Annotated in this window: 17 protein-coding genes; 5 read left to right on the forward strand and 12 right to left on the reverse strand. The window is 59.1% G+C overall.

The window, feature by feature from the left end; genetic code table 11:
- Positions 1-332 precede the first annotated feature (332 nt).
- From BMZ46_RS25430 to BMZ46_RS25445, 3 genes are all read left to right on the forward strand, one after another.
- Positions 333-779, forward strand: coding sequence for a hypothetical protein (locus BMZ46_RS25430; RefSeq protein WP_064381157.1), 447 nt, complete (start codon positions 333-335; stop codon positions 777-779).
- A gap of 525 nt (positions 780-1,304) precedes the next feature.
- Positions 1,305-1,667, forward strand: a complete 363-nt coding sequence (cdiI, locus tag BMZ46_RS25440; protein ID WP_074688559.1) for a ribonuclease toxin immunity protein CdiI — start codon at positions 1,305-1,307, stop codon at positions 1,665-1,667.
- 131 nt (positions 1,668-1,798) lie between these two features.
- A complete protein-coding gene (locus BMZ46_RS25445) occupies positions 1,799-2,347 on the forward strand; it encodes an SMI1/KNR4 family protein (RefSeq protein ID WP_219737006.1) in 549 nt (182 codons plus the stop codon).
- A 114-nt stretch (positions 2,348-2,461) separates the two neighbouring features.
- Here BMZ46_RS25445 and BMZ46_RS25450 read toward each other — a convergent pair whose 3' ends face one another.
- The 7 genes from BMZ46_RS25450 to BMZ46_RS25480 all read right to left on the reverse strand — a co-directional run bounded on the left by BMZ46_RS25450 (position 2,462) and on the right by BMZ46_RS25480 (position 9,880).
- On the reverse strand, positions 2,462-4,102 hold the full coding sequence (locus tag BMZ46_RS25450; protein ID WP_074688555.1) for a BatD family protein: 1,641 nt from the start codon (positions 4,100-4,102) through the stop codon (positions 2,462-2,464).
- Positions 4,099-5,835 (reverse strand): vWA domain-containing protein, encoded by a 1,737-nt coding sequence (locus BMZ46_RS25455; protein ID WP_074688553.1) that lies wholly within the window; start codon positions 5,833-5,835, stop codon positions 4,099-4,101. The genes BMZ46_RS25450 and BMZ46_RS25455 overlap by 4 nt, the downstream gene beginning before the upstream one ends.
- Entirely contained in the window at positions 5,832-6,911 is a 1,080-nt protein-coding gene (locus tag BMZ46_RS25460) for a vWA domain-containing protein (protein ID WP_074688551.1), read from the reverse strand. The genes BMZ46_RS25455 and BMZ46_RS25460 overlap by 4 nt, the downstream gene beginning before the upstream one ends.
- Positions 6,904-7,401 (reverse strand): DUF4381 domain-containing protein, encoded by a 498-nt coding sequence (locus BMZ46_RS25465; RefSeq protein ID WP_039766825.1) that lies wholly within the window; start codon positions 7,399-7,401, stop codon positions 6,904-6,906. Before BMZ46_RS25465 ends, BMZ46_RS25460 begins: the two co-directional genes overlap by 8 nt.
- Entirely contained in the window at positions 7,398-8,342 is a 945-nt protein-coding gene (locus BMZ46_RS25470; RefSeq protein WP_007959332.1) for a DUF58 domain-containing protein, read from the reverse strand. The genes BMZ46_RS25465 and BMZ46_RS25470 overlap by 4 nt, the downstream gene beginning before the upstream one ends.
- Before the next feature lie 5 nt (positions 8,343-8,347).
- A complete protein-coding gene (locus tag BMZ46_RS25475; RefSeq protein ID WP_011334589.1) occupies positions 8,348-9,307 on the reverse strand; it encodes an AAA family ATPase in 960 nt (319 codons plus the stop codon).
- Between the two features lie 219 nt (positions 9,308-9,526).
- Positions 9,527-9,880 (reverse strand): hypothetical protein, encoded by a 354-nt coding sequence (locus BMZ46_RS25480; RefSeq protein ID WP_074688549.1) that lies wholly within the window; start codon positions 9,878-9,880, stop codon positions 9,527-9,529.
- A 516-nt stretch (positions 9,881-10,396) separates the two neighbouring features.
- Between BMZ46_RS25480 and BMZ46_RS25485 the strand changes: the two genes are divergently transcribed.
- Complete coding sequence (locus BMZ46_RS25485; RefSeq protein ID WP_074688547.1) at positions 10,397-15,283, forward strand: NAD-glutamate dehydrogenase; 4,887 nt, start codon at positions 10,397-10,399, stop codon at positions 15,281-15,283.
- A gap of 178 nt (positions 15,284-15,461) precedes the next feature.
- Here the strand turns inward: BMZ46_RS25485 and BMZ46_RS25490 are convergent, their stop codons facing one another.
- The 5 genes from BMZ46_RS25490 to BMZ46_RS25510 all read right to left on the reverse strand — a co-directional run bounded on the left by BMZ46_RS25490 (position 15,462) and on the right by BMZ46_RS25510 (position 20,368).
- On the reverse strand, positions 15,462-16,175 hold the full coding sequence (locus BMZ46_RS25490; RefSeq protein ID WP_039773280.1) for a hypothetical protein: 714 nt from the start codon (positions 16,173-16,175) through the stop codon (positions 15,462-15,464).
- Between the two features lie 273 nt (positions 16,176-16,448).
- Entirely contained in the window at positions 16,449-17,681 is a 1,233-nt protein-coding gene (locus BMZ46_RS25495) for a hypothetical protein (RefSeq protein WP_134333943.1), read from the reverse strand.
- Between the two features lie 210 nt (positions 17,682-17,891).
- Entirely contained in the window at positions 17,892-18,314 is a 423-nt protein-coding gene (locus tag BMZ46_RS25500; RefSeq protein ID WP_039773276.1) for a cupin domain-containing protein, read from the reverse strand.
- Positions 18,315-18,517: 203 nt separating this feature from the next.
- Positions 18,518-18,811 carry a putative quinol monooxygenase gene (locus BMZ46_RS25505; RefSeq protein WP_039773274.1) on the reverse strand — a complete coding sequence of 98 codons (294 nt, stop codon included), beginning with the start codon at positions 18,809-18,811 and terminating at the stop codon, positions 18,518-18,520.
- A 120-nt stretch (positions 18,812-18,931) separates the two neighbouring features.
- Complete coding sequence (locus BMZ46_RS25510) at positions 18,932-20,368, reverse strand: MocR-like pyridoxine biosynthesis transcription factor PdxR (protein ID WP_074688545.1); 1,437 nt, start codon at positions 20,366-20,368, stop codon at positions 18,932-18,934.
- A 310-nt stretch (positions 20,369-20,678) separates the two neighbouring features.
- On the opposite strand from BMZ46_RS25510, the gene BMZ46_RS25515 reads away from it, so the two are divergent.
- Positions 20,679-21,119 (forward strand): carboxymuconolactone decarboxylase family protein, encoded by a 441-nt coding sequence (locus tag BMZ46_RS25515; RefSeq protein WP_039773270.1) that lies wholly within the window; start codon positions 20,679-20,681, stop codon positions 21,117-21,119.
- Positions 21,120-21,233: the final 114 nt, after the last annotated feature.

A 21,233-nucleotide genomic window follows, 5' to 3' on the forward strand; every position in this document is an offset into this window, starting at 1 on the left:
AATGAGTCAATTATTTTTATTTGCCCTGAGTGCGAAGCGGCGTGGTTCTCAATCGACGAAATAAAGTTTCCCGGATTTGTGGATTACATGACTTATATGAGCAGTATTGGTCTGTCCCATCTGTGGGATGAGTTGGAAATCATTTCGGAGAAAATATAGGTGCCACAGTAGTTAAGGCGGAGTAAAGGGTGGCGGGTATTTGCCCGTAGAGCCGTGTCTGCACTGGCGGTTTAAAATGTGAATTCTGAGCTGTCAAGGAACGCCTTGGCTTTAGCCATAGCGCTGAGAATGTGAGCTGATGTTTGAGGATTGCTGTGAAAGCAAACAAGGCAATGGAATCGCTGCTGGCTGACCTGCCGCACGTTGTTATGGAGGGTGAGCTTGAGCGTATTGCACGTTCTGATTTTGTCGAGCGTGATGGTTGTATTTTTATCGCAGCTCTGAATCCTCAAAGTCATATGGGCCTCGATAGCTTCCCTGACAGAACCGGTTATGAGTGTTTCGTGAACTCGGTTCATATTGATGATTATGTCAGCGATGATTTATTAGCCACCGCCATTTCCTGGTTGTCCTTGGTACTTGATCAATGGAATAAATCCGGTCTGCCGGGTGTTCTTCAGGGGAGCGTTTCAAGCGACGAATTCGGTGCAACGGTCAAGGTTCATGTGCTCCGCCCAGATGAGCCCTGGTTGGGCGATGACCTTGAGGGGTATGAGCAAGCAGTGCTTACTGTTAACTCGGGCGACATGGGATTTCTTGCCCGGATCAAGAGGCTTTAATGAATGACTAATGATTTTCACTTGCTCGGCCCAGGAGACCTTGGGCTCATCCGCGCAGGTATCACCCGGAAAAAATGGGACAGATTTATTTGATTAATAAATCTGTCCCATTTTTTAGTCCTTTTTAGAATCTATTTGGCTTTTTATTTGGGTGGCGTGGCTAATAAGTCGTTTGGGTTTTATAAGGAAGCAAACAGTGAGAAATAATATCGTCTCTCGTGTGATGATTTTTTGCGGCCTGCTTGGGATGGTGTTGTCAGTATGTTTTATAATTTCCTTGGTGATGGTTTCGTTGCTGATGTTTTTTCTATATTTTTTTTGCGAGCCTGATTTTAATGTGCTCTTTCTGTGGATTGGTATGCCGTTGACGTTGCTCTTGTCTATTTGGTGGGCGGGCAAAAATCTCGATTATATAAAAAGAGCTACGGATGGACGTTAATTAAGAAGAGGTAAGAAAAGGGGGGCGGAATTATTTGATTAAATAAATCTGTCCTCCTTTTTACGAATTAGAAATTTGAGGTGCATATGAGAGAGTTGTTCGGTCAGCCATATAGCCAGTCAGACCCTATTTGGATTGTTAAAGGGTATTTTGACAGGATGTACACTGACGGCCGTTTTATCGAGGCGGTTGGCTATCTTGTGAAAAGATGGGGGTTCAGTGTGGATGGGGCATACTGTAACTATCCTGATGAAAGCAGCCCGTTCGACGAAGAACACTTCGAAGGGGTGGAATTTTCCTATGGCTATCCCCCGAGTGATGAGGACTCCATCGTCGTCAGCGAATCGGTTTGTACTGAGTATCTTCGGCTAGCTTGTGAGAAGTACCTTCAGCGTCATCCTGAAGATAAGGCGAAAATAGAAGAATTCTTACGGGTTGTCTCTTTTTGAATTTAAGAAAAAAAGGGACAGATTAATTTTATTAAATAAATCTGTCCCCTTTGTACCGTGGATAGTTGTTGTCGATTGCAAGTTCATCCTTGAGTGAGCGCGAGCCAGAGATAACTGAGCCAGTGCGAAACATGGCTGGTATTTTGGCGGAGGAAATTCTGGTCGTGCTGCGTCGGCGCAATGGCTTCTATGCTTTTGAAGGCGCATTGCATGTCTTTCCAAGCGAGTCGAGTCAAAATGAAACGGGGCTTTCTGATTGGAATCATACCGATCTGTGGCGCAGTGGTTATAAGGGCTTGGCCGATAGCGGTGTCTTTTTTGCTGAGGATATCTTTGGTGGGCAGTTTTGTATCAAGGACGACAAGATCTATATATTTGATCCAGAAACTGGGTCTTTAGAGTACTTGGCTGCGGATATTGAAAGCTGGGCGCAAATGGTTCTTAACGACTATGAGGTGTTGACGGGATATCCGTTAGCGCATCAATGGCAAAAGCGCAACGGTCCAATTGCTGCGGGGATGCGCTTGTTGCCCAAGATTCCGTTTGTAATGGGTGGTGAGTTTTCCTTGGATAATTTGTACGTTGTTAATGCTATAGAGGGAATGCGGCTCAGAGCCGATATAGCCGATAAGATTAAAAGTTTGCCGAACGGCACTCAGGTTAAATATAGTCTTGACTGATAGTTTCTAGTCCTGAAATAGGTTTACACCTGTTTCACCCAACGCCCGATGCATCGCATCGGGCGTTGGGTATTTCAAAGACAGGTACCGACTGATCGACGCCCGGGGAAGACCCTACTTCGGATAAAGCGGCGGCAACCCACTATCCCCAACCGGATCCTGCACCCGCTCCGCCGTCGGAATCGTCCGGATCGCCCGCCACAAATCCTCACCCTGCCAATGCTGCCCCGTCTCGCTGTACAGCGCGCCGTTCAAACCATCGAGCGCATCCGACAGCGGCACAAACCGCGCCGCCATGTCCGCCAGGGTTTCCGGCTGCTGGCGGGCCCAGGCGTCGAGCGCCTGGCGGGTGGCGTGGGGGTCGTTGGCCTGACTGGCGCGTTTGATGTCGTCGAGCAGGGTGCGCGGGCTCGGGCCGGTTTGCGCGGCGCGCAGGATTGCCGGCTGCCAGCGGGCACGCCACCAGAGGCCGAAGCCGAGCAGGGTGGTGCAGGCGAAAACGAACGTGCTGAGCTTCCACCACCACAAGGCTTCGCTGTCGGCGGCGCTGAGCGGTTGGGCGTTGCCCGCCGGGGTGTCGACTTGCAGGCTCGGGTTGTTCGTTACTTGCAGGGTGCGCGCCGGCAGGCTGGTGTGTTCCAGGTGATCTTCGAAGGTGTTCCACCAGACCACGTCCACCGTTGGCAACTCGATCGAGCCGCTGCGGCTCGGCACCAGCGCTTCACGTTCTTCGCGGCTGCCGATCAGGCCGCGATCGCTGCTCTGGTTGTTCAGCACCGGTTGATCCGGGTAGCGGCGCAGGCCGTTGGCTTCGGTGGCGGGCAGGGCGGGCAGTTGCGAACTGGCCAGGCCTTCGACCTTGAGGGTCAGGCTGCGGGTCAGGGAGTCGCCGACCTGGGTGTGTTCCGGCTCCGGGTTCCAGCTTTCGCTCAGGCTCAGGCTGCGGGCCGGCAGCCACGGCGCATCGCTGGGGTAGGTCATCGGTTTGGGTTTGACCGTCAGCGAAGTCGCGGCGGAGCTGATGTGCATCAGCTTGCCCGGCTTCGGCCCCTGCGCTGTGGCGTCCTGCGAGGGCTGGGTATCGACCAGTGTGGCGCTGAAGGTCTGCGGGGCGATGCTCAGCAAGCCGCTGTGCTGCGGATAGATCGCGTAGCGCATCTCGATCACGCCATGGCGCACACCGTTGATGTCTTTTTCGTAGGTGCGCATGTCGCCCAGTTGCTCGATGCGCGCGTCGGCGATCTGCAACGGCGTCAGGCTGCTGTCGTCGTACAGCGACACTGAATGGTAGATGCGCAACGTCAGGATGGCCTGAGCCTGCACATACACACTGGTTTGGTCGAGGCTGGCTTCGATGAACACCGGTTCGCGGGCGCTGCTCTCTTCGCGGGTGTCACTCTCGATCACCTGCACGGTGATCGGCTGGCTCTCGACGTCGTCCAGTTTCAGCGGCGGGATTTCAACGCTGCCGTTCTGCTTGGGCAACAGGGTGATGATCCAGCGAGTGGTGGCGCGGTTGTCATCGTTGAGGGTGTTCAACTGGTTGACCTGACGCGTGCCGCGCACTTCGAACAGCGGCTCCAGCGGGCTCAGGTCCGGTTTGCCGAACTGCGTGACATCGTTGGATTCGAGGGTGAGTTCGACCGTCTCGCCGGAATTCAGGCGACTGCGATCCACACTGGCGGTCAGCTCGGCCGCCTGGGCGGTGGCCGTGCAGATCAGCAGGGGCAGCAAGAGAGCGGTGAAACGGGTCATCGAATGTTTTCCTGATCCTGATGTTGTTGCTGTTCGTACCAGAATTTGCGTCGCAGCAGTTCGCCCGGATCATCCGGGATCTTGCCCAGCCATTGTTCCAGCGCCTGCTGTTGCTCGCCTTCGAGGGTGTCCTCATTGGGGCGCAGCAGCGGCGGGGTGTTCTGTTCCTTGTCCGGTTCGCTGTCCGGCAGCTCGTTGGCACCCGGCAGCGGCGGGGTGGTCGGCGGCGGTTCGCTGACGGACTCACCGGTTTGCGGCTCGCTCTGGGTTTCGCTTTTGACCGCTGGCGGCGGAGCGGTCGCTGGCGGTGGTTCATCGCCCGGTAGGTTTGGCTGCGCCGGTTTGTCTTGCGGTTCGGCCGGCGGCGGGGCGTTTTTCTGTTTCAGCAGGTTTTCCACCAGCGCCTTGTTGGTCAGCGCCGGGCGCAGATCCGGTTGGCGTTCCAGGGCCTGTTCGTAGGCGTCCAGCGCTGCTTCCAGCTCACCGCTTCTGGCCAGGGCGTTGCCACGATTGTAGTGGGCGTGGGCGTCATTGCCCTCGGCGAAACGCTGAGCGGCGCCACTGTAGTCGCCGGCCTCGTACAACGCCACCCCTTGCCATTGCGGATCTTCGAAATGCTTCGCCGCCTCGGCCGGGCGCTTCTGTTTGAGCAGGTGCAGGCCTTGCTGATCGGGACGCAGCCACAGGTCTTCGAAGTCGAAGGCATAGCTCGGTTGCGGCAATGCCAGCAGCAACGGCAGGCAGAACAGCCAGCCACGCCGCCCGGCGCACGCGGCAAGCAACAACAGCGGCAACAGCAGCCAGTAACCCTGATCGGCCCAGGTGTCGAGTCGAACGGTCTGGCCATCGCTGCGCAGGCTGCGCGGGCCATCGAGCAGGCCGAGGTCGCCCAGATCGGATTCATCCAGCCGTGCGCTGCGGTACTCGCCGCCGACCGCGTTGAGAAATGCGCCGAGGCCCGGGCTGTCGAGTTGCGGTACGCGGATCGCGCCCTGGGCATCCTTGAGGAAACTGCCGTCTTCCTGAGCAATCGGCGCGCCCTCGGCGGTGCCGACACCGAGCATCAACAATTGCGCCGATTGGCCACTGAGTGCATTGCGAATACCTTGGCGTTCTTCTTCCGACAGCGAAGAGCCAATCAGCAGAATCCGCCCCTGACCCAACGCACCCTGCTTGAGCAGCGCCAGCGCTTTGCTCACCGCCAGATCGGCGCGATGACCGCTTTCCGGCATCAGGGAAGGCTTGAGCGCGTCGAGCAGGTTGCGGCTGGTCGCCAGGTCATCCGACAGCGGCACCAGCGTATGGGCGCTGCCGGCGTAAACGACGATAGCGGTCTGGGCATCGCTGCGCACCTGCAACAGGTCGAATAGCTTGCGCCGGGCCTGTTCCAGTCGCGTTGGCGGCGAATCGGTGGCAAGCATTTCCGGGGTCAGTTCCAACACCACCACCAACGGGTCGGCGGGTTTCTGGCTGGTCTGTTCGACCCGTTCCCAGCTCGGCCCGAGCAACGCCAGAATCGTCAGCAGCCAGGCCACGCTCAGGGCGACCCAAGGCAACTTGCTGTCGCGACCGCTGCCGCCACTGAGCAACGTGGCGTGGAAGGCCGGCGGCAGAATCATCTGCCAGCGACCGGCGCGTTTCTGCCGGTGCCAGAGCTGCCAGATCAGCCAGCCGAGCACCGGCAGCAGCAACAGCCACCAAGGACGGAACCAGTGCGGCCAGAGGGCGATCATCGGCGCCTCCGCAAACGCAGGCGCTTGAGGCGCTCGCGCCAGTCAGGCAGGGGGCTTTGCAGATACAGCTCTTTGGTGAACAGCCGTTGCAGCGGGTTGTCCGGCCACAACACGCGGGCCACCAGCAGAATGCTCAGCAGCAGCGCGAATGCCAGCGGCCACTGATACAACGCCTGTGCCGGGCGGGCCTGGGTCGGTTGCTGAGTCACCGGTTCGAGCTGGTCGAGGGTGTCCTTGATCGCTTGCAGCTCCCTGCCATCGCGGGCACGGAAATAGCGCCCGCCGGTGACCTCGGCGATGGCCCTGAGCGCCGGTTCGTCGAGATCGAGGGTCGGGTTGCCGCCGAGCAACGCCGTGGCGCCGCTTTCTTCAGGATCGGCGCCGATGCCGATCGGGTAGATTTTCACGCCTTCGCTGGCGGCCAGTTTTGCGGCGGTCAGCGGATCGATTTCGCCCCCATTGTTGGCGCCGTCGGTGACCAGAATCAGCACCCGGCTCTGGGCCGGACGCATGCGCAGGCGCTTTAGGGCCAGGCCGATGGCGTCACCAATCGCGGTGTTCTTGCCGGCAATGCCGATCCGCGCTTCATCGAGCCAGACTCGAACGGTGCGCCGGTCAAACGTCAGGGGTGCTTGCAGATAAGCCTGGCTGCCAAACAGGATCAGACCGACGCGGTCGCCATCGCGGCTTTCGAGAAAATCACCGAGCAAATGCTGAACCAGCGACAGACGACTGACGTCTTCGTCGTTCCATTGCATGTCCGGGAAATCCATCGAGCCGGACACGTCCACGGCCACCAGCAGATCACGGCCGCTGGCGGCAATCGGCAGCGGTTCGCCGAGCCATTGCGGGCGTGCGGCGGCGGTCAGCAACATCAGCCACAACAACAGAAACGGCGCCTGTTGGCGCCAGGCCGGCAGATTGGCCCGGGCGCGACGGCGGGCGAGACCTTCGAGGTCGCCCAGGAAACTCACTTTCAGCGCCGGCTCGCCGCTGTCGGCCACCGGCAGCACGAGGCGCATCAGCCACGGCAGCGGCAACAGCAGAAAGATCCACGGCCAGGCGAACTCAAACATGTTTGCGGATCCAGGTGTCGACTGCCTGGGTAAGGCCGGCGATGGCTTTGTCGTCGAGCTTGCACTCGGGTTTATAGGCGCCTTCGACGAGCACCATCCAGCGGGTCAGGCCGGCGGCGGGGCAACGGTTGTCGAGAAACGCCAGCCATTTGCGGCCGTTGAGGGTATGGCTCTGGCTGTAGGGGTAATGGTTGCGGCACAGGCGCTTGAGCAGGCCGTTGAGCTGCTGCAGCCAGGCTCCGGCCGGGGCGCCGTCGTAGGGTTTGGGCATCTGCGCCAGTTCGGCGAGTGCAGCGATGCGCACCGGATCGAGCGGCAGTTCGGCGCGCACGACCGGTTTCTTCTTGATCGGAATGAAACGCCGCAGACGCCAGACCGCAAAGCCGATCACCGGCAGCAGCAAAAGCAGCAGCCACCAGCCCGGCGCCGGTGGCCAGAAGGCGATCGGTGGCGGGGAGATCAGCGGTTGCAGTTGTTCGAGGCCGTTCATCGACCTTTCCCCGGGCGTTGCGGGTTAAGAAATTCGCGCATTTGCTCGACCATTTCGCTCTGGGTGCTCAGCGGCATCAGCAGCACGCGCAGCTTCTGCGCGAGCAGTTCCCAGCGAGCGATCCGCGCTTCGGCCTGGGCGCGGTAGGTCTGGCGCAGGTCGAAGTTGAGGGTGTCGAGTTCCAGTTGCGCACCGCGTTCGGCGAATCTCAGCAGCCCGGCGGCGGGCAGGGCGTGGTCCAGCGGATCGGAAAGCGGCAGCATCAAAAGGTCGCAATGGCGCGACAGCAGGCTCAACTGTTGCTCGGCGCTGTCGGACAGTGCGCGCTCGTCACAGATCACGATCACCAGACTGCCCGGTCGCAGCACTTCGCGGGCCCGACGCAACGCCACGCCAAACGCATCGCGATCCGGCTCCCGCTCGCTGTGCAGTGACTGATTGACCTTCACCAAGCGGTTGAGCAGTTGCAACAGGCTCTGCTTGCTGCGGCGCGGCTTGATTTCGTAATGCTCGTTGTCGCCGAACACCAGCCCGCCAACCCGATCGTTATGACCCAATGCAGCCCAGCCGATCAGTGCCGCAGCCTGCGCTGCGAGCACCGATTTGAACATCAGCCCGGAGCCGAAAAACAGCCGCGTGCTTTGCTCGACCATGATGAAAATCGGCCGTTCGCGTTCTTCATGGAACAGTTTGGTGTGCGGTTCCTGCGTCCGCGCGGTGACGCGCCAGTCGATGGTGCGCACGTCGTCGCCGGCCTGATAGACCCGCACCTGATCGAAGTCCACGCCACGACCACGAAATTTCGAGTGGTGCAGGCCGATCAGCGGGCTGCGCTGGCTCGGCGTGGAAAACAGCTGCACTTCGCGCACGCGGTGACGCATCTCGATCAGCTCGGCGAGGCTGATGCGGATGCCCGGTTCGGACGGCAGGGAGGCGTTCATCGGGGTCAAGCGACGGCTACGACGTCGAGAATCCGTTGCACCACCCGATCCTGGTCGATGCCAGCGGCTTCGGCCTCGAACGACAGAATGATGCGGTGACGCAACACGTCGAACAGCACCGCTTGGATGTCTTCCGGGCTGACGAAGTCGCGACCGGCCAGCCAGGCGTGGGCGCGGGCGCAGCGGTCGAGGGCGATCGAGCCGCGCGGGCTGGCGCCGTAGGCGATCCACTCGGCCATTTCCGGGTCGAACTTGGCCGGGTTGCGCGTGGCCATGACCAGTTGCACCAGGTATTCCTCCACGGCGTCCGCCATGTACAAGCCAAGGATTTCCTTGCGCGCGGCGAAGATCGCCTGCTGGCTGACCCGACGTTCGGGCTTGGTTTCGCCGTTGAGGGCTTCGCCCCGGGCCTGTTGCAGGATCCGGCGTTCGACGGCGGCATCCGGGAAGCCCATTTTCACGTGCATCAGGAAGCGGTCGAGCTGGGCTTCGGGCAACGGGTAGGTGCCTTCCTGCTCGATCGGGTTCTGCGTGGCCATCACCAGAAACAGCGGCGATAGCTCATAAGTGCTGCGCCCGACACTGACCTGACGCTCGGCCATGGCTTCGAGCAAAGCTGATTGCACCTTGGCCGGGGCACGGTTGATTTCGTCCGCCAGCACCAGGTTGTGGAAGATCGGCCCTTGCTGAAACACGAAACTGCCGGTTTCCGGGCGATAGATCTCGGTGCCGGTGATGTCGGCCGGCAGCAGGTCCGGGGTGAACTGGATGCGATGGAACTGGGCTTCGATGCCCTCGGCGAGCTCTTTGATCGCTTTGGTCTTGGCCAGACCCGGAGCGCCCTCGACCAGCATGTGGCCGTCGGCGAGCAGGGCGATGAGCAAGCGCTCGATGAGTTTTTCCTGGCCGAGAATCTGCGTTGAAAGAAAGGTTCGCAGCGCCAGCAGCGCTTCACGATGTTCCATCGATGACTGTTCCTGGAAAGGGTGGCCACAGGCGTTCGGATAACGCCGGGGCTGGGGGCGTTACTTTAATCCATCGCAGGGGGTGGCGACTAACGGCATTTTGCGCAAAGTGCGGGAAATGACCGGGGTAAATGTTGGAATTTTGTAGACAGGGAAAGGTGGGGAGTCAGTTCTGGCCCTATCGCTGGCTTGCCAGCGATGAGGGCAGTGCAGACGCCATCAAATCTGGCTGATATAGGTGCCAGTACCATCAAGAATGTTTTTCAGGGTTTCCTCAACCTCGGCCAGATCGACCATGTCCGGGTTGTAGGTGATTTCCAGCACATCATCCCCGTTCAGCGCATCGGCATCCGCCGCGGCGATTTCGATCTTCAGCAGTGTCCTGGTCAGGGTGACCTTGACGCCATCGAGCGTGGACGGCTCGCCATCCAGGGTGATCTCCAGCTCATCCTCGTCCGGATAGCGGCTCATCAGAAACATTTCGCCCTTGTCGCTGTGGCAGCAGAGCATGGCCATGTTGTCTTCTTCGTCGTCGCACGGGTTGACGATCAAAAGGGCGGTGGTCATTTGCATGGGGAATTCCTGCCTCGGCGGGCGTGTTGGTCGCAATTGGGCGCGATTCTGCCAGCCCCCGGGAATTTCTGCATGTGAGAGTGTCAGAGCATGTGTCGTGAACGCGACACAGGTCAATGGTCATTCCTGGCACGCCTGTACCGTAAAAACGGGGATTCAGACCGGCGTTTCGCCCCATGAATGCTAGTGTTTACCGATGCGCAGGCCTTGGTTTACGTGCCAATGACCGAATATGTCGCAGCACCGCAAGCAGACACATTGTCGCACCCATTAAGCTGCGCAACGGATGAGCACCCGTAAAGGCATTGCCAGGGCCCCGCGAGCGGCGCCGGGCAGTCGTTTTTGCAGATGCCCATTCATGGAAGGTGAATGTGACCTGAGTGTCTCGTCCAGCTTCACCCACCTGTCACCCTGTTTCCTCTGCCCGAGATTCAGGAACAGGGCGACGGAACGCCCCGAAAGGGGTTTTGCACGCGACGCTTTCCATCAATAACAAGCCCAAGCGGAGTACCACAGATGGCGTTCTTCACCGCAGCCAGCAAAGCCGACTTCCAGCACCAACTGCAAGCGGCACTGGCGCAGCACATCAGTGAACAGGCACTGCCACAAGTGGCGCTGTTCGCTGAACAATTCTTCGGCATCATTTCCCTGGACGAGCTGACCCAACGTCGCCTCTCCGACCTCGCTGGCTGTACTCTTTCTGCGTGGCGCCTGCTTGAGCGCTTCGATCACGCGCAACCGCAAGTGCGCGTCTACAACCCCGATTACGAACGTCACGGCTGGCAGTCGACCCACACCGCGGTCGAAGTGCTGCACCATGACTTGCCGTTCCTGGTGGACTCGGTGCGTACCGAGCTGAACCGTCGCGGCTACAGCATCCACACCCTGCAGACCACCGTGCTCAGCGTGCGTCGTGGCAGCAAGGGCGAGTTGCTGGAAATCCTGCCAAAAGGCACCACCGGCGAAGGCGTGCTGCACGAGTCGCTGATGTACCTGGAAATCGACCGCTGCGCCAACGCGGCCGAATTGAATGTGCTGTCCAAGGAACTGGAACAGGTCCTGGGTGAAGTCCGCGTCGCGGTCGCCGATTTCGAGCCGATGAAGGCCAAGGTGCAGGAAATCCTCACCAAGCTCGATAACAGCGCATTCCCCGTCGATGCCGACGAGAAGACCGAAATCAAGAGCTTCCTGGAATGGCTGGTGGGCAACCACTTCACCTTCCTTGGCTACGAAGAGTTCACCGTTGTCGATCAGGCCGATGGCGGCCATATCGAATACGACCAGAACTCCTTCCTCGGCCTGACCAAGATGCTGCGTACCGGTCTGACCAATGAAGACCGCCACATCGAAGACTATGCCGTGAACTACCTGCGCGAAGCGACACTGCTGTCGTTCGCCAAGGCCGCGCATCCGAGCCGCGTGCACCGTCCGGCCTACCCGGACTACGTGTCGATTCGCGAAATCGATGCCGACGGCAAAGTGATCAAGGAACACCGCTTCATGGGCCTGTACACCTCGTCGGTGTATGGCGAGAGCGTACGTGTGATTCCTTTCATCCGCCGCAAGGTCGAGGAAATCGAGCGCCGTTCCGGCTTCCAGTCCAAGGCTCACCTGGGCAAGGAACTGGCACAGGTGCTGGAAGTGCTGCCGCGTGACGACCTGTTCCAGACTCCGGTCGACGAACTGTTCAGCACCGTGATGTCGATCGTGCAGATCCAGGAACGCAACAAGATCCGCGTGTTCCTGCGCAAAGACCCGTACGGTCGTTTCTGCTACTGCCTGGCCTACGTGCCGCGTGACATCTACTCCACCGAAGTTCGCCAGAAGATCCAGCAAGTGCTGATGGAGCGCCTGAAAGCTTCCGACTGCGAGTTCTGGACGTTCTTCTCCGAGTCCGTGCTGGCCCGCGTGCAACTGATCCTGCGCGTCGACCCGAAAAACCGCATCGACATCGACCCGCTGCAACTGGAAAACGAAGTGATCCAGGCCTGCCGCAGCTGGCAGGACGACTACGCCGCCCTGACCGTCGAAACCTTCGGCGAAGCCAACGGCACCAACGTGCTGGCCGACTTCCCGAAAGGCTTCCCGGCCGGCTACCGCGAGCGTTTCGCTGCGCATTCGGCCGTGGTCGACATGCAGCACTTGCTCAATCTGAGCGAGAAGAAGCCGCTGGCCATGAGCTTCTACCAGCCGCTGGCCTCCGGCCCACGCGAGCTGCACTGCAAGCTGTATCACGCCGATACCCCGCTGGCCCTGTCCGACGTGTTGCCGATCCTGGAAAACCTCGGCCTGCGCGTGCTCGGTGAATTCCCGTACCGTCTGCGCCACACCAACGGCCGCGAGTTCTGGATCCACGACTTCGCGTTCACCGCCGCCGAAGGCCTGGACCTGGACATCCAGCAACTCAACGACACCCTGCAGGACGCGTTCGTCCACATCGTCCGTGGCGATGCCGAGAACGATGCGTTCAACCGTCTGGTGCTGACCGCCGGCCTGCCATGGCGCGACGTGGCCCTGTTGCGTGCTTATGCTCGTTACCTGAAGCAGATCCGCCTGGGCTTCGACCTCGGCTACATCGCCAGCACCCTGAACAACCACACCGACATCGCTCGCGAACTGACCCGGTTGTTCAAGACCCGTTTCTACCTGGCCCGCAAGCTCGGCAGCGATGATCTGGACGACAAGCAACAACGTCTGGAACAGGCGATCCTGACCGCGCTGGACGACGTTCAGGTCCTCAACGAAGACCGCATCCTGCGTCGTTACCTGGACCTGATCAAAGCGACCCTGCGCACCAACTTCTACCAGACCGACGCCAACGGCCAGAACAAGTCGTACTTCAGCTTCAAGTTCAACCCGCACTTGATCCCTGAGCTGCCGAAACCGGTGCCGAAGTTCGAAATCTTCGTTTACTCGCCACGCGTCGAAGGCGTGCACCTGCGCTTCGGCAACGTTGCTCGCGGTGGTCTGCGCTGGTCCGACCGTGAAGAAGACTTCCGTACCGAAGTCCTCGGTCTGGTAAAAGCCCAGCAAGTGAAGAACTCGGTCATCGTGCCGGTGGGTGCGAAGGGCGGCTTCCTGCCGCGTCGCCTGCCACTGGGCGGCAGCCGTGACGAGATCGCGGCCGAGGGCATCGCCTGCTACCGCATCTTCATCTCGGGTCTGTTGGACATCACCGACAACCTGAAGGACGGCAAACTGGTACCGCCGGCCAACGTCGTGCGTCATGACGACGATGACCCGTACCTGGTGGTCGCGGCGGACAAGGGCACTGCAACCTTCTCCGACATCGCCAACGGCATCGCCATCGACTACGGCTTCTGGCTGGGTGACGCGTTCGCGTCCGGTGGTTCGGCCGGTTACGACCACAAGAAAATGGGCATCACCGCCAAGGGCGCGTGGGTTGGCGTACAGCGCCACTTCCGCGAGCGCGGCATCAATGTCCAGGAAGACAGCATCACGGTGGTCGGCGTGGGTGACATGGCCGGTGACGTGTTCGGTAACGGCCTGTTGATGTCCGACAAGCTGCAACTGGTTGCCGCGTTCAACCACATGCACATCTTTATCGATCCGAATCCGGATCCGGCCACCAGCTTCGCCGAGCGTCAGCGCATGTTCGATCTGCCGCGTTCGGCCTGGTCCGACTACGACACCAGCATCATGTCCGAAGGCGGCGGCATCTTCTCGCGCAGCGCGAAGAGCATCGCCATCTCGCCACAGATGAAAGAGCGCTTCGACATCCAGGCCGACAAGCTGACCCCGACCGAACTGCTGAACGCCTTGCTCAAGGCGCCGGTGGATCTGCTGTGGAACGGTGGTATCGGTACTTACGTGAAAGCCAGCACCGAAAGCCACGCCGATGTCGGCGACAAGGCCAACGATGCGCTGCGTGTGAACGGCAACGAGCTGCGCTGCAAAGTCGTGGGCGAGGGCGGTAACCTCGGCATGACCCAACTGGGTCGTGTGGAGTTCGGTCTCAATGGCGGCGGTTCCAACACCGACTTCATCGACAACGCCGGTGGCGTGGACTGCTCCGACCACGAAGTGAACATCAAGATCCTGCTGAACGAAGTGGTTCAGGCCGGCGACATGACCGACAAGCAACGCAACCAGTTGCTGGCGAGCATGACCGACGAAGTCGGTGGTCTGGTGCTGGGCAACAACTACAAGCAGACACAGGCTCTGTCCCTGGCGGCCCGCCGTGCTTACGCGCGCATCGCTGAGTACAAGCGTCTGATGAGCGACCTGGAAGGCCGTGGCAAGCTGGATCGCGCCATCGAGTTCCTGCCGACCGAAGAGCAACTGGCCGAACGCGTTGCTGAAGGCCATGGTCTGACCCGTCCTGAGCTGTCGGTGCTGATCTCGTACAGCAAGATCGACCTCAAGGAGCAGCTGCTGGGCTCCCTGGTGCCGGACGACGATTACCTGACCCGCGACATGGAAACGGCGTTCCCGCCGACCCTGGTCAGCAAGTTCTCCGAAGCCATGCGTCGTCACCGCCTGAAGCGCGAGATCGTCAGCACCCAGATCGCCAACGATCTGGTCAACCACATGGGCATCACCTTCGTTCAGCGACTCAAAGAGTCCACCGGCATGACTCCGGCGAACGTGGCTGGCGCTTACGTGATCGTGCGCGACATCTTCCACCTCCCGCACTGGTTCCGTCAGATCGAAGCGCTGGACTACCAGGTCAGCGCTGACGTGCAACTGGAGCTGATGGACGAGCTGATGCGTCTGGGCCGTCGCGCCACGCGCTGGTTCCTGCGTGCCCGCCGCAACGAGCAGAACGCTGCCCGTGACGTCGCGCATTTCGGTCCGCACCTCAAAGAGCTGGGCCTGAAGTTGGACGAACTGTTGAGCGGCGAAATCCGCGAAAACTGGCAGGCGCGCTATCAGGCGTACGTCGCCGCCGGTGTACCGGAACTGCTGGCGCGTATGGTGGCGGGGACTACCCACCTCTACACGCTGCTGCCGATCATCGAAGCCGCCGACGTCACCGGTCAGGATCCAGCCGAAGTGGCCAAGGCGTACTTCGCCGTGGGCAGCGCGCTGGACATCACCTGGTACATTTCGCAGATCAGCGCCTTGCCGGTTGAAAACAACTGGCAGGCCCTGGCCCGTGAAGCGTTCCGCGACGACGTCGACTGGCAGCAACGCGCGATCACCATCGCCGTTCTGCAAGCGGGCGGCGGTAACCTGGACGTGGAAGAGCGTCTGGCGCTGTGGATGGCGCAACACGACGCGATGATCCAGCGCTGGCGCGCCATGCTGGTGGAAATCCGTGCCGCCAGCGGCACCGACTACGCCATGTACGCGGTGGCCAACCGTGAGCTGAACGACGTGGCGCTGAGCGGTCAGGCGGTCGTGCCTGCTGCGGCGACGGCGGAGCTTGAGCTTGCTTGAGTAACCGTTGAATGAAAAAGCCCCTGCATTGTGAGATGCCGGGGCTTTTTTATGTCTGTTGGATTCGTGTTGTTTGTTCCGGCCCTTTCGTCGGAACGCCGCCCGGAGCTAGCTCGCTCCCACACTTGGAACGCATTTCCCTGTGGGAGCGAGCCTGCTCGCGATAGCGGTATTAGAGTCACTGCAATTTAAGTACTTGTTTACGCTCAAGCATCGACACATTACCTGCCGATCTGGTCAATAAATTACCGAGCGACTGGTCAAACTTCTGCAGCGCCCGAACTTGCACGTTCTGCTGTTCATTAATATCCGCCACGATATCTTCCGAACGCTTGTAATCCGCCCATAACGGACTCAGCGCTCTGGCATCCGTCCCTTTGGCCGTGCCGATATAGTTGAACTTCCCGTCATAAAAATCAGCACTCACATCCGCCTTGACGTCCGAACTGCGTGAAGTAATCAACTGGCTGTGAGTGTCGACGATCGCCACCACATCCGGGTTGGCCGCGCGCAGGCTTTGCATGTCCGGATACACCGTGACCGAACCGAACTGGCGTTGCAGCGAGGCTTTCACCCAATCCACCGCCATGTCCGGTTGCGAGGTGGCGACGTAGGCGTCGTGGATCGGCTGCACCAGCAGGCTCTGGCCGAAACCGGTGCCGGCGTTGGCCTGGTAGTTGCGCAGGTAGTCGCGGTTGGTCTGGGTGCTTGGGCTGTAAATCACACCAAGTGACACGGCCGGGCCGGCCTTCACAGTGGTCATGCTGCTGCGGCCAACCGGGTGAGGCAGCAGGGTGTCGAGTGACGATACCGCTTTGGGCGCGGTGGGGATCGAGCAGGCAGTCAGTGTCAGCAGTGAAATGGTCAAGATGCTGGCGAACACAGGTTTCATGGTGTTTCTCCCGTGAGACAACTTGAGTAGAAAATCCTGGGCAGCCGTGCTGTCGGCCACTGATTCATGTTACCCCGACAAAAATTATATTAAATGGGGATCCAGGTGAAGTTTGGCAGGGCAATAGTCTTGTTTGGCGTGTTCTTGGTTTTCTAATTGCGACGGGAAATAAAAAAAGCTCAAATCCTGATTTGAGCTTTTTACTTATGAATGAACGAGTTTTTCTATTGAATTGTTAATGCTCAGTAATAGGGGCGTTCATCGTTTGATGACTTAAGCCAGAATTCGCATCAATACCGGTTTCAGTTCCGAGTTTACCTTGATGATGGCGCCTACCAGAAGCCGTTCCTGACTGTCGATTGCAATTGCCTCCGAAAGCTGGACGTCATCCAGCGTAAACAACCCCTCCTTGTTAAAGCTCAAATCAGGTTTGCCATTCTGCAGGATTCGGGCAAGTGGAAGGTAGGATGGCGCTGTCCCCGATTCCATCGAATTACCGGTAGCGATAATCCTGCCCTGTTGGTCGATCAAGCTATCGTGCCAAGAGAGACTTCTGCTTTCGTCGTTAGGAGTGAGAACAGGTTTACCTTCATTGAAGTCTTGCGCAATGTCTCCCGAGTGAGTGACGCTCGTAATGTAACCTTTATTGGGGAAACCCATTTTTTGACCGGCAATGAGCAGTGTTCCCGAGTTTGACTTTGCAATGGAAACAATATTGTTTGGGAAGTTTAAGTGCTTGAGCAGCAGATATCCATTGTCTGCAAAGTTACGTACTTGTTCTCCGGCTGCCGTATACATGGCCACTAACCCCACCCATCTGTTGTCGACGTTTGCGTTGCCTGCTACGCCGATCAGGTTGTCGGAAACTTTAATAATTTTGTAAATGTTTGCTGGGTAATCCGGGTGCCTGATATCAATGTAGGGCTTGCCATTGTTGAAATCATTGTCGGGTTGACCAGAGCTTAAAATTTGAATGAGGTAGTTGTTGTGGATGAACAGTATTTTTCCGTCAGGAAATACGATAGGCGCACTTGAAGAGTGTCCACCTTCCGATGATGGTGCGGGCAGGGATGACGTCGCAGGAGAGACGGGGAGCGGGATAACGATCTTCCCACTCTTGCCAAACTCAGTTTTGTAATTTCCGTGGTTGTTGAAGCAGGCAAGGGCGGCCATCGCCTGGCCGTCATTCTGATGTGAGCCATGAAGCAATATGCTTTCATCTTCCAGCAGCCTGATACTTAATCCTGATGATTTTCCTTCGTTGGCAAATTTGTCCAGTACAAATCCATGATTTGCGTAGCTTTCATCGGTGGTGCCATCGGCTGCAATGCGACCCAATACAAAGTTATCAGCAGTGCTGCTGACCAACAGTGTTCGGTCTTTTGAGTCAGTGACCAATCCCTGAATTCTCGATAGCCCGCTATTGGGGCCGGGTATGTGAATGGTCACTTTCCCCCTCTCGCCGAAAGTTTCATCCAGATGTGCGGGAGAGCGGTTGCCGGACATTTTCAGATCCTCATTGATTTGGAACTTCCTGAGGATCATTTAGCTTTTCACTATTGCTGTCTACTGTAAGACTTGACAGTAGACAAGGTCGTTAATTTAAAGGTGGCGCAATGGCTATCTTCGAATTCGCCATCAACCTTATTCCAATGAGTAGCAGCGGAAAGCAAGAAGGGCCCTGTTCAATTGGCCCTTCTGAATTTTCGTGCTGTCTCAGTCGTTTTTCAGCGGAATCAGAACTTTGTCATCAGGCGAGAGCACCATGAACACCAGCAACTTGGCCGGCTTGCTCTTGCTGGCATTTTTCGAGATCAAATGCTCGGAACCGGCCGGCTCGTACCAGTACTGGCCTTTCTTGTAGGTGATCGGTTGTTCACCTTTGACCTGGGAAACGATCTCGCCTTCGAGCACGTAGGCCATGGCCGTGCCGTCGTGTTTGTGGGCGATCGAGGACTGGCCGGGTTTGTAATCGACTTCGATCATCATGGCTTTTTTGCCGGGGACGTTTTTCAGCATCTGATCCTGCAGCACCGAAATTTTCTCGGACGGCGAATCGGTGCCGTGGGCCAGTGCCGAAGCGCTGATGGTGAGGGCCAGAGCGGCGAGCGGGGCGGCAAGCAAGCGCAGGATTTTCATGGTGATCACCTGATGAAGTGGGGGAGTCGGTGATCACAGTAGTCCGCGTGCCGGGGTATTCAAACGGCCAATGTTCGGGAAGTTTGGGTGACCAATCTGGGGGATATCAGCGCTTTTGAGTACGCCATCGCGAGCAGGCTCGCTCCCACATTCAACCGTATTCAAATGTGGGAGCGAGCCTGCTCGCGATGGGGTCTTTAAGGTCAAACGATCGGAAAGGAGTTGAAATCCACGCTATTGGCCAGACGACTGTCGATCAGGTCGATGAAGCCCTGAGCTTCCGGGCGATTGAAATGCGCCTGCATCGCCGCTTCCGACTGCCAGCGGGCGCTGACTGTCCAGCGGTGGCTGTCCTCGGGGCAGCGGTCGACCATGTAGGAATCGCAGCCCGGCGTCTGGCGCAGGGTTTCGACGATCTTCTGCAACTGCTTGCCCAGCTCCTCCGATCGGCCGGCTGCAGCCTGCACCTGTACGGTGTTGATCACTTCGTTGGACATTGCTCACACTCCTGAATCAGGCCGGACGAATCCTGCTCATTGAGGGATAACGCTTGTGCAGGATAGGCCTGCCCCCCCGGATCACCAATAACCAATCGGCGGTTAATCGCTTAGGCCAATTTAATCAACGACCTGTTGCAGAATGTCGCGCAGGCGGTCCAGCGCGATGTCGATGTCCAGCGTCTCGATGGCACCGAAACCGAAGTACATCCCGCTTCTGGCCGGCTGCTGATAATAGAAGCCGTCGATGGCATACAGCCCGACTTCGACTTTTTTCGCCAGTTCGATCACCAGCGGCAAATCGATCGGCACCTTGCAGAACACCGCCATGTGAAAACCCGCGCTGGGTGGCACGGCCTCCAGCCACGGCGACAGGTCGGTGGCCATGCGCGCCAGAATCCGCTCGCGGCGCTGGGCATAAATGGTGTGGCAGCGGCGGATGTGCTTGAGCAGACAGCCTTCGGCGATGAACTTGGCCAGCGCCCATTGCGGCAGGGTGGAGGCGTGCAGGTCGGTGAGCTGCTTGGCGCGGATCACCGCTTCGAGAATCGCCGGCGGCAGGATCGCGTAGCCCAATCGCAGCTCTGGCAGCAGGGTTTTCGAGAAGGTGCCGACGTAGGCGACGATGCCGCGCTGATCGAGCTTGTGCAGCGAATCCGTCGGGCGGCCCTCGTAGCGGAACTCGCTGTCATAGTCGTCCTCGATGATGATCGCGCCGAGTTCATAAGCCCGTTCGAGCAGGGCTTCGCGCCGCGCCTGACTCATCGGCATGCCCAACGGGAATTGGTGCGACGGCGTCACGTAAATCAGCCGCGTGCCCTCGGGAATCCGCTCGACCTGAATGCCCTCGGCATCCACCGGCACACCGACCACCGTCGCCCCGTGAGTGCCGAACAGCAGCCGCGCCGGCGGGTAGCCGGGATCTTCCATCGCCACCAGACTGCCGGGGCGAATCAACACGCGGGTGATCAGATCCAGCGCCTGCTGCGCGCCGTTGCACACCACGATGTCTTCGTCCTGACAGTTCACGCCACGGGAAAACGCGATGTGCCGAGCAATCGCATTGCGCAGCGCCGGCAGGCCTTCCGGCACGCTGTAAAAACCTTTGGAATTGGCCATCTGCCGCAGCGCGTGAGCGACGCAGCGGCGCCAGTCATCCTGGGGAAACTGGCCCTTGCTGGTGGCGCCGCCGATGAAGTCGTAGCGCAGCGAGCCCTCGAGCGTCGGGTGGCGCAGGAACACCGGCAGATTGCGCCAGCTCTCGATCACTTCGGCGCTCGCCAGGTCACTGTGATTTTGCTTGCGCTCGATGGTCGCCGGGCGCGCGTTGACGTAAGTGCCTTTGCCGATCACGCCGGTGAGGAAATTCTCGTAAGTGAGCTGCGCGTAGGTGTCGGAAATGGTCTTGCGCGAGATCCCCAGTTGCTCGGCGAGCAAACGGCTGGGCGGTAACTGGGTGCCGGCGGCCAGACGCCCGGATTCAATGGCGCCGCGCAGTTGCTGGTACAACTGACCGGCCAGATCCTTGCGGCCATTGATCACGACATGCAGTTCCATACCGACGGGGCGCTCCGGGCGATTGAGTGTGCCGGCCAGATTACTCCCGAATGCAGTATCGACAGAAGTTGCGTAGTGCAAATCCCGCAAATTGGCATAGGGCCCTGTGGGAGCTGGCTTGCCAGCGATAGCGGTGTATCTGCTGACATCTATGTTGAATGTGATTGCCCCATCGCTGGCAAGCCAGCTCCCACAGGAATGTTGTTTTACTTGAATCAGTGGTCTGCCATTTTTTCGTGGAATTGGGGCTGTAACGTTGCCCAACCAGCGCTTACCGTGAAATCACTCTTCTGCTGCCCGAGGCCCGCCCATGTCCCCGCGTCTGGATTACTACAGCGCATCGCCCAAAGCGATGAAAGCGATGATTGGCCTGGAAGCGCTGACCAGCAACCTGAGCATCGAACCGCCGCTGCTGCACCTGATCAAGATCCGCGCCTCGCAACTCAACGGCTGCGCATTCTGCACCGACATGCATTCGGTGGAAGCGCGGCGGGCTGGGGAGACGGATCGACGGCTGTACGCCATCGCGGTCTGGCGCGACAGCGGCTTCTTCAGCCTGCGCGAGCGGGCGGCGCTGGCCTGGACCGAGGCGGTGACGCTGCTGGCGGACAGCCGGGTGCCTGACGATGTTTACCAGCAGGCGCGGGAACAGTTCAACGAGACCGAACTGGTGGACCTGACCATGGCCGTCAGCACCATCAACAGCTGGAATCGCCTGGCGGTGAGCTTCCGCCAGATTCCCAGCGACTGAACTCCAGACCTCGATCGTTCCCACGCTCCCACGCCCCACACAGTGATCGTTCCCATGCTCCGCGTGGGAATGCCTCTGGGGACGCTCCGCGTCCAGTGACGCAGAGCGTCACGG

This window comes from Pseudomonas sp. NFIX49, from assembly GCF_900115915.1.
Lineage (GTDB): Bacteria > Pseudomonadota > Gammaproteobacteria > Pseudomonadales > Pseudomonadaceae > Aquipseudomonas > Aquipseudomonas pharyngis.

Bases quoted from the DNA above. Each gene is read 5' to 3' on its own strand.
- BMZ46_RS25430 (WP_064381157.1), top strand. From the start codon at position 333: ATGGAATCGCTGCTGGCTGACCTGCCGCACGTTGTTATGGAGGGTGAG.
- cdiI (WP_074688559.1), top strand. From the start codon at position 1,305: ATGAGAGAGTTGTTCGGTCAGCCATATAGCCAGTCAGACCCTATTTGG.
- BMZ46_RS25445 (WP_219737006.1), top strand. From the start codon at position 1,799: ATGGCTGGTATTTTGGCGGAGGAAATTCTGGTCGTGCTGCGTCGGCGC.
- BMZ46_RS25450 (WP_074688555.1), bottom strand. From the start codon at position 4,102: ATGACCCGTTTCACCGCTCTCTTGCTGCCCCTGCTGATCTGCACGGCC.
- BMZ46_RS25455 (WP_074688553.1), bottom strand. From the start codon at position 5,835: ATGATCGCCCTCTGGCCGCACTGGTTCCGTCCTTGGTGGCTGTTGCTG.
- BMZ46_RS25460 (WP_074688551.1), bottom strand. From the start codon at position 6,911: ATGTTTGAGTTCGCCTGGCCGTGGATCTTTCTGCTGTTGCCGCTGCCG.
- BMZ46_RS25465 (WP_039766825.1), bottom strand. From the start codon at position 7,401: ATGAACGGCCTCGAACAACTGCAACCGCTGATCTCCCCGCCACCGATC.
- BMZ46_RS25470 (WP_007959332.1), bottom strand. From the start codon at position 8,342: ATGAACGCCTCCCTGCCGTCCGAACCGGGCATCCGCATCAGCCTCGCC.
- BMZ46_RS25475 (WP_011334589.1), bottom strand. From the start codon at position 9,307: ATGGAACATCGTGAAGCGCTGCTGGCGCTGCGAACCTTTCTTTCAACG.
- BMZ46_RS25480 (WP_074688549.1), bottom strand. From the start codon at position 9,880: ATGCAAATGACCACCGCCCTTTTGATCGTCAACCCGTGCGACGACGAA.
- BMZ46_RS25485 (WP_074688547.1), top strand. From the start codon at position 10,397: ATGGCGTTCTTCACCGCAGCCAGCAAAGCCGACTTCCAGCACCAACTG.
- BMZ46_RS25490 (WP_039773280.1), bottom strand. From the start codon at position 16,175: ATGAAACCTGTGTTCGCCAGCATCTTGACCATTTCACTGCTGACACTG.
- BMZ46_RS25495 (WP_134333943.1), bottom strand. From the start codon at position 17,681: ATGTCCGGCAACCGCTCTCCCGCACATCTGGATGAAACTTTCGGCGAG.
- BMZ46_RS25500 (WP_039773276.1), bottom strand. From the start codon at position 18,314: ATGAAAATCCTGCGCTTGCTTGCCGCCCCGCTCGCCGCTCTGGCCCTC.
- BMZ46_RS25505 (WP_039773274.1), bottom strand. From the start codon at position 18,811: ATGTCCAACGAAGTGATCAACACCGTACAGGTGCAGGCTGCAGCCGGC.
- BMZ46_RS25510 (WP_074688545.1), bottom strand. From the start codon at position 20,368: ATGGAACTGCATGTCGTGATCAATGGCCGCAAGGATCTGGCCGGTCAG.
- BMZ46_RS25515 (WP_039773270.1), top strand. From the start codon at position 20,679: ATGTCCCCGCGTCTGGATTACTACAGCGCATCGCCCAAAGCGATGAAA.